We start from the raw sequence: 14,922 nt of genomic DNA, 5'->3' as shown, positions 1-14,922 counted from the left end.
CTTTTGGCCCCCATCGTCTAGCGGCCTAGGACACCGCCCTCTCACGGCGGCGACACCGGTTCAAATCCGGTTGGGGGTACTGCGTCTGAGCATTCAACCGTTCCCATGTTTAGTTCGAAAACCATTTTGGTTCGAGAGTCTTTCTTGGCGCGAAAACCATTTCGGTTGAGCCCTTCTTGGTGCGGAAGAATGCGTAGGCGCCGATTTGGCCCCCATCGTCTAGCGGCCTAGGACACCGCCCTCTCACGGCGGCGACACCGGTTCAAATCCGGTTGGGGGTACCATCCACGCGGGCGTTTTCGTAGGCCTGCACGTACCGCCACATTCCTGTCTTCCACGTGTAATCCACGGGTTCCAGTGCGGCTTCTTGCAGTTTACATAAAGTTTGAGGGGCCCGGACCAGGCGGGCGATCGCTGCTTCTAACTGCTCATCGGAATCGACTAGGGCGCCGTTTACCCCGGAGGTAATGAAGTCGGCGATTCCGTTATTACTTCTAGCTAGCACGGGTAGGCCGCAGGCGCGCGCTTCGATTGCAGCAATGCCGAACGCTTCGTGCACCACTGGGGAGACGAAGGCGTCCGCACGTTCGTAGGCGTGCGCTAGGGTGGTGGCGTTAGCGCGGCCATGCAGGCGTATCGGCGCACCTTGCCGCGCGAGTTTCTTCAGGGCTGCGGCGTCGGGCCCCACTCCGTAAACGTCCCAGCGCACAGCGATTCCCGCGCGTTGCATCCGCAGAATCGTTTTCCCAAAGGGCACTACTCGTTTACGCCCCGCTAACCTGGTTGCGGTCACTAGCCGCAGTGGCTGTGGCCCCGCGTAGTTGCGACTGCATTCTGGGGTTTTTTCGAGTGTGCGCAGTTTCCGCCTGGTTTGTTGCGCGCGCGCGTGGATGCGGTTTTGGCGGGCGCGTTCCCACGGGTCGGTATCGATTAGGTTTGGAAGTACTTTGACGTTGAGGGGGGAGCGGCTGCATGCCTGCACTGCTTGCGCGGCGGCGTGGGACACGGCGGTTAAACTCATCGGCGTGGCGGCCCATTGCGCGAGGGGATGCACCCAGCCATACCAGGTGCGCGAGTCGGTGAGTAAACAATGCCACGTGAGCACGGTCGGGAGTTTTAGCTCGGCACAGATTTTTGCGGCCATGCGGGCGAACGGGGAGACGACTCCCATGTGAATGTGCACTACGTCGTACAGTGGCAGCATGCGGCGCAGAGTGGGGCCGGCGAATGGGTTAACGGGCACTTGCCCGGGGAGGCGCAGTGCGAGCCGCACAACTTTGGGCCCGCCCGTGTCCGGGCGGGGGCTGGCGGTAGCGGTGATGACGGTGACGTCGTGCCCAATGCGCTGCAGGGCGTGCGCTAAACCACTGACTTGCGACTCAATCCCACCCATGCGCGGGGGGTAGCAGTCGGAAACTAGTGCGATCCGCAATCGTCCTAGCCTTGTGAGTGGTCTTGTTCTTCGGCGCGCCGTAAGAAGTCAGAGAGTCGGTTCGCAGCCGCCACTACGGACGGGCCGTGTTGGCGCCCTGGCTGCCGCCCCATCCGCTCGACGGGCCCGGAGATTGACAGGGAGGCTAAGACTTTACCTTTTGGTCCGCGAACGGGCGCGGAAACGGAGGCGACCCCGGTTTCGCGTTCCGCGATGGACTGCGCCCAGCCGCGGCGGCGCACCGCAGACAGCATGGTGGCGTTGAACGCGGCGCCGTACAGGCCGCGGTGCAGGCGGTCAGGTTCTTCCCACGCTAAAAGCACTTGCGCGGCAGAACCAGCTTTCATTGAAAGGGTTGCGCCCACTGGAATGGAGTCGCGCAACCCCATTTGCCGTTCTGCGGCGGCTACACACACTCTTTGGTCACCTTGACGGCGGTACAGTTGGGAAGATTCGTGCGTGTGATCACGCAGCGCAACCAGCACTGGTTTCGCGAATGTGAGTAAACGATCTTCCCCGGCTGCGGAAGACAGTTCAGCCAGGCGCGGGCCCAGAATGAAGCGGCCTTGCATGTCGCGCGCCACAAAACGATGGAACTCGAGGGCCACGGCCAGCCGGTGGGCTGTGGGGCGGGCGAGTTCCGTTGAGGATACGAGCTGGGCCAAAGTAGCAGGGCCGGCTTCGAGTGCCGATAGCACGAGCGCAGCCTTGTCTAAGACGCCCACTCCGGAAGTGTTAGTCTTCTCGTCCATAACACGATCATTGCATCTCAAGGCGTGAGATGGCAACTTTAAGTGAGTTGTCTCCGTTCACCTGCCGCGTACGACCTTGGAGCCGGCGAGTCGGTAGAGTAGAGTACACACTCTTAGAGATGGTTAGTGCGAAAGGGCGAAATGGCCTCTGGAAATGTTTTGCGGGTAAACGGCGGGAAACCGCTCAATGGTTCTATACGCGTGCGGGGAGCAAAAAACTTCGTTCCCAAAGCAATGGTCGCATCACTGTTGGGGAATACGCCGTCGACGCTGCGTAACGTACCGCTTATCCGCGATGTCGATGTGGTCTCGGAACTGCTCACTTTGCATGGCGTGCACGTGAACTATGACCAGGCGGGGGGCGTGTTGGAGCTCGATCCGTCGAGTGTGGAAACGGCGCACAGTAGTGAAGTGGATGCGCTCGCGGGTTCGTCTCGGATTCCGATTTTGTTCTGTGGGCCGCTGCTGCACCGGATTGGGGAAGCGTTCATCCCGGACCTGGGTGGGTGCAACATTGGGGGCCGGCCCATTGATTTCCATTTGGATACGTTGCGTTCCTTTGGGGCCGTGGTGGAGAAGCTTTCCAGTGGAATCCGCATTAGCGCTCCAGAAAGACTTAAGGGCACCCGCGTGCACCTGCCGTACCCGTCTGTGGGGGCGACGGAGCAGACTTTGCTCACCGCCGTGATGGCGGAAGGCATTACGGAGCTGACGGGCGCTGCGATTGAACCGGAGATCATGGACTTGATTAACGTGCTGCAGAAAATGGGAGCGATCATTTCTGTGGATACGGATCGGACCATCAATATTGAGGGCGTTGACGAGCTCGAAGGGTTTACGCACACGGCGCTACCGGATCGCATTGAAGCGGCATCTTGGGCGTGTGCTGCACTGGCCACGCGTGGAGATATTTTTATTGAGGGCGCTCACCAGCCGGACATGATCACGTTTTTGAATACGTTCCGCAAAGTGGGTGGACGGTTCTCGGTGGAAGATGAGGGGATCCGGTTTTGGCATCCCGGTGGGGATCTGAAGTCAATTGTGCTGGAAACGAATGTGCACCCGGGGTTCATGACGGATTGGCAGCAGCCCCTGATTGTGGCGCTAACTCAGGCGAAAGGCCTGTCGATTGTGCATGAGACTGTGTACGAGAACCGGTTTGGTTTCACCCGGGCATTGCGGGACATGGGGGCGAACATTCAGGTTTACCGCGAGTGCTTAGGGAACTTGAAGTGCCGGTTTGGACAGCGGAACTTCCGCCACTCCGCGGTTATTTCTGGACCAACCCCACTGCACGGCGCCAATATCACGGTGCCGGACCTGCGCGGCGGGTTCTCACACCTCATCGCAGCTTTAGCGGCCGAAGGTGAGTCGAACGTCGCAGGGATTGACGTCATCTCGCGCGGCTACGAGCACTTCCTCAAGAAACTAGGGCAGCTGGACGCCCACGTGGAAATGGTAGCCCGCTAAAAAGACCGCGCCTGTCGGCTCTCGAACCTGTTCGTGAACGTTGAGGCAGTTGGAAGCGATGCGGGGCGACCAAAGGGACGAGTGGGTTCAGATGCGCTGCGGGCCGAGCGGGGAAAGCAGTGGGTTCGGATGCGCTGGGGCGACTGGCTTTGATTATGATGTAGGTCGTGAGTAAAAAACCTGAAGGCATGTATAAGGCGGTTTTGCGGATCACGGGCCCACTGATCCGACCTATGATGCGTACGCATTGGACGGGGCAAGAGAACCTCCCGAAGGAGGGTCCGTTCATTTTGATCATGAACCACGTGACCGAGTTCGATCCATTCATGGTCATGTACTATCTGGGCGACGAGGGACACGCCGTGCGCGCCCTAGCGAAAGATAGTTTGTTCCGCGTTCCCCTGCTGAAAACGGTGCTTAAACGCGCAAAAATGGTGCCGGTGCACCGCTCCTCCTCCGAGGCTGGGGACGCGCTGAAGAACGCGAAAATTGCGATTGCCCAAGGTGAGTCGATCGCGTTTTTCCCAGAAGGCACGCTCACACGCGATCCAGACATGTGGCCAATGACGTTCAAAACTGGAGCGGCCCGCCTGGCGTTCGCCATGAATGTTCCAGTGATTCCACTGGCGCAGTGGGGTGGGCACAAGATTATGCACCGGTTCCGCGATTCGATTCCGTTCCTCAAGGGCCGGCAAGACGTGTGGGTGCATACCGGGCCGGCGATCGACCTGTCTGATTTGAATCAAGATGAGGAAGACCGCGCGGCCGTGCATGCAGCTACCCGCCGGATGCAACGCGTGATAACGCAGATGGTGGCTGCGTTGCGGAACGAAGAACCCCCGCGCTACCCGTGGAATCCGAAACTGGGCCGGTACTTAACCGCAGACGACGACGCGGGAGACACCACCAGCTCCTAACGCCGTTGTTCCCACTTTCGCGCGGGGCGGGAGGAGCTTTTCTGCCTCTTGTGGCCGGCAAGTTTTCCGCAGCCGGCGGGTTTTCCGCTCCCGTCTTTTCGTCTCCGTCTTTTTCGCCCCCGTCGGCACCGGTTGCTTTGCGGGTCTCACGTCGGCACCGGTTGCTATGCGGATCTCACGTCGGCACCGATTTCTCTGCCGCTCCTACTGGCAGTGGTTATTTGTGAATGTCAATCACGAGGCGGGTGGGCGAGTCGTAAAACACGGCGGACACGCCGGTTTGCTTCCCCGTGGAGATCGCCAGGTGGGTTTGATCTTCGTAACTACCGTCGAACCACGCGATCGTGTGGGCGTTTAACCGCTTGTCTGCCGGCCCGTTGTACGCCACTTTCTGCTGGTCCGCCATTATCGGCGCGATCGTTCCAATCATGCGTATGTCCAGCACGTGATCTTGCGGGATCGGCAGTGGCAGACCCCGTCCCATTTCGACAACTTTCTGCGCTGCCCACTGGGCTTTAACCTGCGGGCGTTTATCGCCTACGAATTCGACTACCACGCGGTAGTACCCGTCGTGCTCACCGACGCGGAAATCCCGCACGAGCGCTCCCGCTGATTCTGAGCCTTTGAGTTCGATCGGGTTTTGCGTCCACTGGTGGTTCTCGCGCTCACTATTTTTGCCTGAGGGGGTGGGGCCGCTGTCTGATTCGTCCAAATCCGCGGTGGGTGAGGCAGTCGGCGTGGGAATAGCGCTCCTCGAATGCTGAGGGGAAGCCGACGCCGAACTGCTGGCAGGGGCGCTGCTGGGCTGGTTCGAGGTTGTGTTGGAACACGCGGCAGTGAGTGCCGCACATGCTCCCATAGTCAGGCAGGCCCGCCCCAGCTGCTTTAAACGCGAGGTCGTGAAGGGGCGGTGGTTCTTTCGCTTCGGTTTGCGCTCGCCCACAGGTGTGGGGTGCCGCTCGCTTTTAGGTATGAGGTGTTGCTCGCCCACAGGTGTGGGGTGCCGCTCGCTTTTAGGTATGGGGTGCTGCTCGCTCCCACGTGCGGGGTGCAGCTCGACGTTGTGCCTGCTTTTTCCTGTTGTTTCCATGCCGCCTCCTAATAGTAACTAGTGTGCCAAACCCCGCTGGCCACCGCCATCTTGACGCAGCCGAGCGCAAAAACCCAGCGACTATCGGCGCGGAGATAACCGGGTGGTTGCGCCGGGGCGGTAAAGTATTTGGCATGACTCAAACCAGGCGTGCACACAAAACCCGCGTAGCATTAGTTTTCGGTGGACGCAGTGGGGAACACGAAGTTTCCTGCGCAACCGCCGCATCCGTAATGAACGCGATCGACCAAACGAAGTTCGAAATCCTCCCCATTGGGATCACGAAAGACGGACGTTGGGTGCACGTAACAGGGGACGTAGAAGCATTCAGCATGGACCACAGGCCCGAAGGTGCCGTGGAAGCCGACGACGAAACCGTGTCCCTGTGGTTAGGGTCGCGCTCAATCTTCAAACAAAGCCCTGGAATCTTGGGCAAACTACAAGACGTGGACGTGATCTTCCCTCTACTGCACGGGCCCTACGGCGAGGATGGCACGATCCAAGGGCTGTTCGAAATGTGTGCAGTTCCCTACGTGGGGTGCGGGGTCGCGGCCTCCGCAGTGGCGATGAATAAACACCTGGCGAAAACAGTGCTGCGCGCCGCCGGCATCAACGTGGGGCGCTGGACCCTCATCACCGACGAACTGTGGCACACGGACCGCTCGCGGGCACTTGCCCAAGTCAGCGCCGTAGGCACCGACCTCTACATTAAACCCGCGCGCGCAGGTTCCTCACTGGGCATAACCCACGTGACAGAAACCGGCGAACTGGAAGACGCCATCGCCCACGCGCGCGAATACGATCGCCGCGTAGTGGCAGAAGCAGCTATTGCGGGCCGCGAAATTGAATGCGGCGTGCTGGAAACCGAGGAGGGGCCCCGCGCCTCAGTGTGCGGAGAAATCGCGGTAAAAGACAGCGAGTTCTACGACTACAACACAAAGTACGTGGCCGCAGACCAAGCGGAACTATCGTGCCCAGCCGCAGTACCCGAACAAGTGCAGACCCGGATCCAGCAAATCGCGGTGGAAGCATTTACCGCACTGGGCTGCGAAGGCCTCGCGCGCGTCGACTTCTTCTACGACGAACAAACCGACACAATCACCCTCAACGAAGTAAATACGATGCCCGGTTTCACGCCTATCTCAATGTATCCGCAGATGTGGCAGGCAACCGGAATCGCCTACCCGGACCTCATCACCACGCTCATCGAACAGGCCCTGACCCGTCCCGTGGGCCTGCGGTAAAAACGGGCGTGGGCCCGTCCCGTGGGCCTGCGGTAAAACAGAATCTAAGTACTCTATAGTGGAAGTTATGAAACGTCGCGTAACACTTGTAACCAGCCGGGATATGCCGGACCTGTATTCAGACGAAGCCGGTATCCTCGACCTACTTGCCGAACGGAACATGGACCCGCAAATCAAGTTCTGGGACGACCCAGATATGGACTGGGAAAAAGCGGGGGTAGTGGTAGTGCGGTCCGTGTCGGACTACGCGAAACGCCGCGACGAATTCCTGAGCTGGGCCCGCAGTGTGCCACGCATTTTAAACCGGTCCGAAGTATTGACGTGGAACTCGGATAAGCACTACCTGCGGGAACTGGCGGACCGGGGCCTACCGATCATTGAAACAACGTGGTTGGAACCAGAGCAGAAGCTAACAAAGCACAGGATCCACTCGCGTTTCCCGGCACTGCAGGACTTCGTTTTGAAACCCGCGGTATCATCGGGTTTACGCGACATCGGTCGGTACAGCGCGATCGTGAACGAAGACCGGTCAAACGCTGTGTTCCACGCCATGGAACTCCTCTCAGAGGGGCGTTCGGTGATGCTGCAGCGCTACTTCAGCGCAGTGGATGAACACGGGGAGATTTCTCTCGTGTTCTTCAACGGGCTCGTCTCACACGCGGTCGAGAAAAAAGGGATGCTCCACCCATCGCACGTGACCGACGAACTCATGCATGAAACCCGCAACCGGGCGCGCGAAGCCACGCCGGAAGAGTGGCGTTGGGGCGAACAGATCCGCAACGTGCTGCACGAAGTTATGCGCGACAAGATCGGTCACGACACCCAATTCTTATTCAACCGAGTGGACGTGGTGCCCGACGGAGAAGGGTCGTTCCGCATAATGGAAGTCGGGCTGGTGGACGCGCAGCTGTACCTCGACTCCTCGGCGGATGCCAAACGCAACTTCGCGGACGCGATCGCACAGCGAGTGCACTGGTAAAAACTGATTCTGACGCCAGCCGCCTGCAAGTCTGAGCGTGATTTTCCTAACGCTCATTGGTTTTGGGTTTAGCTGAGCGTGCTGGTAAAGTAAGGTCTTGCTGCTTCACTCAAGAAGTAGTGATGGTGGGTGTAGCTCAGCTGGTAGAGCACCTGGTTGTGGTCCAGGATGTCGCGGGTTCGAGCCCCGTCACTCACCCAGCTCACCGGGGGTTCGCCCCCGGTTTTTTATATGCACTTGCCCCTACTTTTTCGATAGCATGCACTCGAACGAAAAACTGTTAAAAAGGGATATTCTGTGCGAAAAAACTCGGTGAAGTCACCAATCGTTAAGGCCGCGGTCGAGTCGATAGCGTCCCACCGCTATGCGTGGGCAGGGGCTGCGCTCGCGCTTTTAGCATTGGTGGTTGCCGCGTGCCTGTCGTGGAACACGAGCGCGGTTCAGCACTTCGTGTCTAAATACCCCGGGGTTGCTACCGGTGCCGAGTTTGAGGGCAACGCCGCCTGGGTGTGCGCGCTGCACGCACTGAATATCTTCTTCATGGCCCTCATCGTGAAAACCGGTATGCAAGTGAGGTTTTCGCGCCGAGGCGCCGGGTACCTCAAACCAAAATGGCCGCGCAAATCCCCAAAGGTGAGTGTCCTGCAGTTCACGCACGTGCTGGTGGACGTGCTGTGGATGGTTAGCGGACTTGTGTACGTCGTACTCATGTTTATTTCTGGACGCTGGGTCCGGCTGATTCCAACCAGCTGGGACGTGTTCGCCCACAGCGCGTCCGTGGCCTTGCAATACCTTTCGTTCCACTGGCCGGCCGACAACGGGTGGATCGCGTACAACGCGTTGCAAATGCTGACGTACTTTGCGGTCGTGTTCATTTTGACCCCACTGGCGATAATCACCGGCTGGCGAATGTCCACCCTGTGGCCAAAAAAGTGGAACCAAGCATTCCCCATGCCGTGGGCACGCGCAATCCATTTTCCAACCATGATCGCGTACGGCCTATTCGTGGTCGTACACCTGGTGCTGGTGGCCAGCACTGGGCTGATTCAAAACCTCAACCACATGTTCGCTGCCCGTAACGACAACAGCCTGTGGGGTCTGGTGGTGGCGGTTGTAGTACTGGCATTAACCGCGTTCGCCACGTGGGGGTTAAAGCCCGTGCTGATGCGAACCTTCGCCACTTTGTTTGGTCGCGTCACCCGCCGGTAGCGGGGGTTTGGGAGTTGCATTTCGCGCCCAGGCAGCCCCGGGGTGCAAACGTGCGTTTAAGGTGAGCGGCCAGAAAAGCCTTAGTTCTCGGGTGCGTCAATCAGCATGCAGGTCAGGCGCGCACTAGCGCACAGCCGGTCTGCGTCGTCGCGAATCTGAATTTGTGTTGCCACGAGGGACCTGCCCGCCTTCAGCGTTTGCGCGCGCGCATGCACCCGCCCACTACGGGCCGAGGAGTGGTGGGTAACATTCAGTTCAATCCCCACCGCGGTTTTTCCCTCAGGCGCATTTGCACGGGCCACGAGGGAACCTAACTGCTCAGCTAAAACGGCAGACGCACCACCGTGCAGCAAACCAATTGGCTGGGTATTACCTTCCACGGGCATAGTCGCGTAACCTCCCTCAGCAGACAGTTCGATTAGTTCAATCCCCATTTTGTGGGCTAACGCGCCCATCACCGTTGCGTCCACGGGCTCCTCCTTCGTCTATTAACCTACGTGTAGGCTATCGCCTCACTCGTGTGCAAAGTCTTGTCTAACCTGGGTACCAAACGCGGGGCAGAAAATGCGTAAGCAAAAACACAGTCCGCAGCCGCATTCGGGGTTTAGTTTAACAATCCGGTTCGTTACAATGGCGTGCAACGGCATAGACTCGGCCCGCTTGAAGAACCCGCGAACTTCGCGTTCTTGCAAAACGTGGTTCTGCCTGCGGATATCACCGACGAGCCACCCGGAAGAAACGCGTGCTAACGCCTAGTAGAACCGGGCGGGTAAGCCCGAAACAGCAGGTAACAAGCGGCCCCACGAGCACTCGTTAAACCCGGGAGCCGGCGCAGCCCGGTTCCTGGTGCATCCCAGTAGCCGGCGTAGCCCGGTAACTGGTAGAACCCGGCAACCGCCCCACGAGGGTGGTGCGGAAAACACGTGTGCGCGAAGGGCAAGCGAGGTGGTACCGCGCAACCGACCCCGTGGTCGGCCACGTCCTCGACAACAGACGATTAGGACTCGAGGACAGGTAACGTGAGCGAGAAGAATTACCCCTTGCACCGCAGTGGTGACGTAGAAGCATCCCCATTTTTCCCAGACGTTGAACGCGACGTCCTCGCGTACTGGAAATCGGACGATACGTTCAAGAAGTCCATTGCCCAACGCCCGGCCGGTAAGAACGGTGATAACGAGTTCGTTTTCTACGACGGCCCCCCGTTCGCTAACGGCCTGCCTCACTACGGGCACCTTCTAACCGGTTATGTTAAAGACATCGTGGGCCGGTACCAAACGATGCAGGGCCGGCACGTGGAACGCCGGTTCGGGTGGGACACGCACGGCCTCCCTGCGGAACTGGAGGCCGAACGGATCCTCGGGATAGAAGACAAATCCCAGATTGAAGGTGAAGGCGGTATCGGTATCGCCGCGTTCAACGACGCATGCCGGTCTTCCGTGTTGCGCTACACCGACGAGTGGGAAGAATACGTTACCCGCCAAGCCCGCTGGGTCGATTTCGAAAATGACTACAAAACCCTCGACCCCACCTACATGGAGTCCGTTATCTGGGCGTTTAAAACCCTGTGGGATAAAGGTCTTGTTTATGAGGGCTACCGGGTGCTTCCATACTGTTGGAACGACGAAACCCCGCTGTCAAACCACGAACTAAAAATGGATGACGACGTCTACCAGGACCGGCAAGACAACACGCTCACCGTCGGCATGCGTTTGGAAACCGGGGAGCTGGCCCTGATCTGGACCACCACCCCGTGGACGCTCCCATCTAACCTCGCGATCGCAGTGGATCCGAATACGGACTACGTGACAGTTGCACCCACCGAAGGTGAGTTGGTGGGGGAGAAAGTGGTGCTAGCCCAGGCACTAGTGGACCGGTACGCGGCAGAACTTGGCGAAGCCCCCCAGGTAGTTGCCACATATAAGGGCAGTGAATTGGTGGGCCGCGCATACACTCCGATCTTCGACTACTTCGTCGGCCGCGACAAAGATGAAGCTCCTGGTGAAAACGCGTGGCACGTGATCGCCGCGGACTTCGTCACCACGGAGGATGGCACCGGGCTGGTGCACATCGCCCCCGCTTTCGGTGAAGACGACATGAACGTGTGCGTGGAAAACAACATCCGCGCCGTCGTGCCCGTTGACGAGGCCGGTAAGTTCACTGCCGAAGTTCCCGATTACGAAGGCCTGCAAGTGTTCGACGCGAACAAGCCAATCACCCGGGACCTGCGGCGCGGTTGGGAAGAAGACGAAGGGCCCGTGGCCCGCACTCCCCGCAGCGAGCGTGCCCGCCTGGTGCGCCAGCAGTCTTTCGCCCACTCCTACCCGCACTGCTGGCGCTGCCGTAAACCCCTGATCTACCGGGCGGTGTCTTCTTGGTTCGTGAAAGTAACCGCTTTCCGCGACCGCATGGTGGAGTTGAACGAGCAGATCAACTGGTCTCCGGCGCACATCAAGCACGGCCAGTTCGGCAAGTGGCTTGAGGGAGCGCGGGACTGGTCGATTTCCCGCAACCGGTTCTGGGGAAGCCCAATCCCGGTGTGGAAGTCGGATAATCCCGATTACCCCCGCATTGACGTATACGGGTCTTTTGAGGAACTGGAGCGCGACTTCGGGGTGAAGGTAGATAACCTCCACCGCCCCTTCATTGACTCCCTGACTCGCCCGAACCCGGATGACCCAACCGGGCAGTCCACGATGCGGCGGATCCCCGACGTGTTGGACTGCTGGTTCGACTCCGGGTCCATGCCGTTCGCACAGGTGCACTACCCGTTTGAGAACGAAGACTGGTTCGAGCACCACTACCCGGGTGACTTCATTGTTGAATACATTGGGCAAACCCGCGGGTGGTTCTACACGCTTCACGTGCTCGCTACCGCACTGTTTGACCGCCCCGCGTTCAACAACTGCTTGAGCCACGGCATCGTCCTCGGTGACGACGGTCGGAAAATGAGTAAGTCACTGCGCAACTACCCGGATGTGAACGGTGTGTTCAACGACTACGGGTCCGATGCCATGCGCTGGTTCCTCATGTCCTCAAACGTGGTGAACGGCGGCAACCTCGTGGTAACAGAACGGGGGATCCGTGACACGGTACGCCAGATCGTGCTGCCCATGTGGAACGCCTACTACTTCTTCGCGCTGTACGCGAAAACGTGTGCGAAAGGAAGCGGCTACCTAGCGACCGCGATTGCTCCAAATGATGAGGCGCGGGTGAAGGCCCTGCCCGTCATGGACCAGTACTTGCTTGCCCGCACCAGGCAACTAGCGATAGAGGTGGAAGCGGCGCAAAACCGGTTCGATATTCCCGGAGCGTGCGAACTGGTGCGCGCCCACCTGGACCTGCTGACCAACTGGTACGTGCGCGTGTCGCGCCAACGGTTCTGGGATGAGGACCACGACGCGTTCGACACCCTGTATACGGCACTGGAAGTGCTCATGCGCGTGTCCGCACCACTACTGCCACTGGTCACAGAAGAAATCTGGAGGGGCCTCACCGGCGGTGAGTCAGTGCACCTCACGGACTACCCGCATATCGGGCAGGCGTGGGCAAACGACGAACTACTGCAAACCATGGACGAGGTGCGCGACGTCGTGTCCGGCGGCCACTCCCTGCGCAAAGCCGAACAGATCCGGGTTCGCCAACCACTGCGGTCCCTCACGGTAGTATCCCCACTGGCGCAAAACCTGGAGGCTTACAAGCACCTCATTGCCTCAGAAGTAAACGTGAAAAACGTGTACTTGAGCGCGCCGGACACCTCCGGATTAGAAACCAGGCAAGAACTCACGCTGAACCCGCGCGCATTCGACCCCGCGGTGCGGCGCTACACGTCGAAACTGTTCGCAGCGCAAAAACAAGGGCAGTGGCAAGCGGAAGATGGCAGCGTTGTTTTCCCGACCGTGCTCGTAGAAGGGGAACCGGTGCGGCTGAGTGGAGACCAAGTTAAACTCGCCACCGTCGTGCAAGCGGAAGAAGGCCAGTCGGCCACAGTGCTCGGATCGGGCTCATTCGTGGTCCTAGATACGCAACTGGATGAGGAACTAAAAGCGGAAGGGTACGCCCGCGACCTCGTGCGCGCCATCCAAGACGCGCGGAAACAAGCGGGCTTGGATATTTCAGACCGCATTAGCCTCACGCTGCAGGTACCTGACGAACATGTGGCCGCCGCCCGCACGCATGCGGACATGATTGCCCACGAAGTGCTCGCACTCGAAACGCACATCACCGGTGGTGTGGACGAAGTGAAGATTGAGGTGACGAAACGATCGTGACTGAGGATCTGGATACGGAACGTAAGCTCAGCGAAATAATGGACCGTGACGTGTCAACCGACCTGCGGTCCGCGCTGGGGTCGCTGCACATGCTGCCTGAAGGGGAGCAGGAAACGCCGCCGCAGGCAATCAAACTCGGGAACGAGGAGCGCGTGGCAATCCACGAGCGATACCGGGCGATTGAGCAGGCGATTCTAGCGCGCGCCCCGGAGCACAAGGTACAGCCGTCGTTAGAACGCGTGCGCATGGCCCTGGGAATCCTCGGGGATCCGCAAACCACGTACCGGAGCGTGCACATTACGGGCACAAATGGGAAAACCTCAACCGCGCGCATGCTCTCTGCACTGCTGATGGCTACGGGAAGGAAGGTGGGGCGCTACACCAGCCCGCATTTGCACAGCATGTGCGAACGCATCAGCATTAACGACGAACCTGTTACGGAAGCGCAGTTCAACGCCCTGTTCGACGACGTTGCGCCCTACCTCGACATGGTTGATGAGGCGAACGAGCGGGTGGGGAAGCCCCGTATGTCGTTCTTTGAAATCCTCACGGTAATAGCGCTCGCGGGATTCGCGGATATCCCCGTGGACGCCGCCGTCGTGGAAGTGGGCATGGGGGGCACGTGGGATGCCACCAACGTGCTCGACGCGGAAGTGGCGGTGATTGCCCCGATCGCACACGACCACGAGAAATGGCTTGGTTCCACACTGCGCCAGATTGCGGCGGAGAAAGCGGGAATAGTCAAACCCGGGAGCGTGGCCATTGTTGCGCACCAAGAACCTGAAGTTATGGAAATTTTGGAGCAGCGTGCCCGTGAGGTAGATGCTCAACTTCGGGTTGAAGGCCGGGACTTTGAGGTTGCGCAGCGGCGCCTGGCAGTCGGTGGGCAAATGCTGACTGTGCGCACTCCCGCAGCCGTGTATGCCGACGTGTTCGTCCCGCTCGTGGGCGCCCACCAGGCGCAGAACGCGGCGTTAGCTCTTGCGGCGATGGAAGCGTTTAACGGCGGTCGCGCTCTCGAGGGCGCGCTCGTGGAAGAAGGGTTCGCATCCGCAACCTCCCCGGGGCGGTTGGAGGTGGTGCGCACCTCCCCGTCGATCGTGGTGGACGCCGCGCACAATCCGCACGGAGCCCGCGCGCTCGCCACCGCGCTTGGGGAGTCGTTTGACTACACCCACATGGTCGGCGTTTACGCTGCGATGGCGGATAAGAACGTGGAGGCCGTGCTGTCCGAAATGGAACCGATCCTAGATTCGATCGTTATCACCGGGATGGACACGCCCCGCGCGATGCCGGCGCAAGACCTGGGCGAGGTCGCGGTGGACGTGTTCGGACCCGACCGGGTGAGTGTGCAGCACTCTTTGCTGGATGCGATCGACCAGGCGGTTGAGCAAGCGGACGCGTCGACCGATCCGGCGGCGTCAAACGGGGTGGTGGTGTTCGGCTCCGTCGTCCTCGTGGGCCACGTTCGGGACCTCATGAAAGAACAAAACCAGCGGCTTTAAACGCACGCGCACTAAACCCTGGTAATACGGAAGTAATGATGGGACAATCGTGATTG

At 59.6% G+C, this 14,922-nt stretch carries 11 protein-coding genes and 3 tRNA genes; 10 read left to right on the top strand and 4 right to left on the bottom strand.

Annotated elements, in window-relative coordinates:
* Positions 1 to 6 precede the first annotated feature (6 nt).
* Both QS713_RS07745 and QS713_RS07740 read left to right on the top strand, forming a co-directional pair.
* Positions 7 to 79: transfer RNA gene (locus QS713_RS07745), tRNA-Glu, on the top strand.
* Between the two features lie 129 nt (positions 80 to 208).
* Positions 209 to 284: transfer RNA gene (locus QS713_RS07740), tRNA-Glu, on the top strand.
* Here QS713_RS07740 and QS713_RS07735 read toward each other — a convergent pair.
* Positions 263 to 1,432: a glycosyltransferase family 4 protein gene (locus QS713_RS07735; protein WP_313274170.1), complete on the bottom strand. Its 1,170-nt coding sequence runs from the start codon at positions 1,430 to 1,432 to the stop codon at positions 263 to 265. The two genes, QS713_RS07740 and QS713_RS07735, sit on opposite strands and share 22 nt — an antisense overlap.
* A gap of 5 nt (positions 1,433 to 1,437) precedes the next feature.
* Positions 1,438 to 2,184, bottom strand: coding sequence for an IclR family transcriptional regulator (locus QS713_RS07730; RefSeq protein ID WP_102217211.1), 747 nt, complete (start codon positions 2,182 to 2,184; stop codon positions 1,438 to 1,440).
* Positions 2,185 to 2,325: 141 nt separating this feature from the next.
* On the opposite strand from QS713_RS07730, the gene murA reads away from it, so the two are divergent.
* Both murA and QS713_RS07720 read left to right on the top strand, forming a co-directional pair.
* The gene (murA, locus tag QS713_RS07725; RefSeq protein WP_313274220.1) at positions 2,326 to 3,654 is read left to right on the top strand and encodes a UDP-N-acetylglucosamine 1-carboxyvinyltransferase; all 1,329 of its coding nucleotides are present in this window, start codon (positions 2,326 to 2,328) and stop codon (positions 3,652 to 3,654) included.
* A 167-nt stretch (positions 3,655 to 3,821) separates the two neighbouring features.
* The gene (locus tag QS713_RS07720; RefSeq protein WP_313274166.1) at positions 3,822 to 4,571 is read left to right on the top strand and encodes a lysophospholipid acyltransferase family protein; all 750 of its coding nucleotides are present in this window, start codon (positions 3,822 to 3,824) and stop codon (positions 4,569 to 4,571) included.
* 217 nt (positions 4,572 to 4,788) lie between these two features.
* On the opposite strand, the gene QS713_RS07715 is transcribed toward QS713_RS07720, so the two are convergent.
* Positions 4,789 to 5,430: an AMIN-like domain-containing (lipo)protein gene (locus tag QS713_RS07715; protein WP_313274164.1), complete on the bottom strand. Its 642-nt coding sequence runs from the start codon at positions 5,428 to 5,430 to the stop codon at positions 4,789 to 4,791.
* 365 nt (positions 5,431 to 5,795) lie between these two features.
* Here QS713_RS07715 and QS713_RS07710 point away from each other — a divergent pair, with 365 nt between their 5' ends.
* The 4 genes from QS713_RS07710 to QS713_RS07695 all read left to right on the top strand — a co-directional run bounded on the left by QS713_RS07710 (position 5,796) and on the right by QS713_RS07695 (position 9,093).
* Complete coding sequence (locus QS713_RS07710; RefSeq protein WP_313274161.1) at positions 5,796 to 6,905, top strand: D-alanine--D-alanine ligase family protein; 1,110 nt, start codon at positions 5,796 to 5,798, stop codon at positions 6,903 to 6,905.
* 67 nt (positions 6,906 to 6,972) lie between these two features.
* Positions 6,973 to 7,884, top strand: coding sequence for an ATP-grasp domain-containing protein (locus tag QS713_RS07705; protein WP_313274158.1), 912 nt, complete (start codon positions 6,973 to 6,975; stop codon positions 7,882 to 7,884).
* A gap of 125 nt (positions 7,885 to 8,009) precedes the next feature.
* A tRNA-His gene (locus QS713_RS07700) sits at positions 8,010 to 8,082 on the top strand.
* Positions 8,083 to 8,181: 99 nt separating this feature from the next.
* Positions 8,182 to 9,093: a cytochrome b/b6 domain-containing protein gene (locus QS713_RS07695; protein ID WP_313274155.1), complete on the top strand. Its 912-nt coding sequence runs from the start codon at positions 8,182 to 8,184 to the stop codon at positions 9,091 to 9,093.
* A gap of 80 nt (positions 9,094 to 9,173) precedes the next feature.
* Here the strand turns inward: QS713_RS07695 and QS713_RS07690 are convergent, their stop codons facing one another.
* Positions 9,174 to 9,563, bottom strand: coding sequence for a hotdog fold thioesterase (locus QS713_RS07690; protein ID WP_313274154.1), 390 nt, complete (start codon positions 9,561 to 9,563; stop codon positions 9,174 to 9,176).
* Between the two features lie 549 nt (positions 9,564 to 10,112).
* Here QS713_RS07690 and ileS point away from each other — a divergent pair.
* Both ileS and QS713_RS07680 read left to right on the top strand, forming a co-directional pair.
* Positions 10,113 to 13,361, top strand: a complete 3,249-nt coding sequence (gene ileS / locus QS713_RS07685; RefSeq protein WP_313274152.1) for an isoleucine--tRNA ligase — start codon at positions 10,113 to 10,115, stop codon at positions 13,359 to 13,361.
* On the top strand, positions 13,358 to 14,866 hold the full coding sequence (locus tag QS713_RS07680) for a bifunctional folylpolyglutamate synthase/dihydrofolate synthase (protein WP_313274150.1): 1,509 nt from the start codon (positions 13,358 to 13,360) through the stop codon (positions 14,864 to 14,866). The genes ileS and QS713_RS07680 overlap by 4 nt, the downstream gene beginning before the upstream one ends.
* Positions 14,867 to 14,922 lie beyond the last annotated feature (56 nt).

The organism is Gleimia hominis (genome assembly GCF_032085515.1).
Classification (GTDB): domain Bacteria; phylum Actinomycetota; class Actinomycetes; order Actinomycetales; family Actinomycetaceae; genus Gleimia; species Gleimia hominis.
Note: the sequence above shows the minus strand (reverse complement) of the source record. Positions and strands in the feature narration are given on the sequence as shown.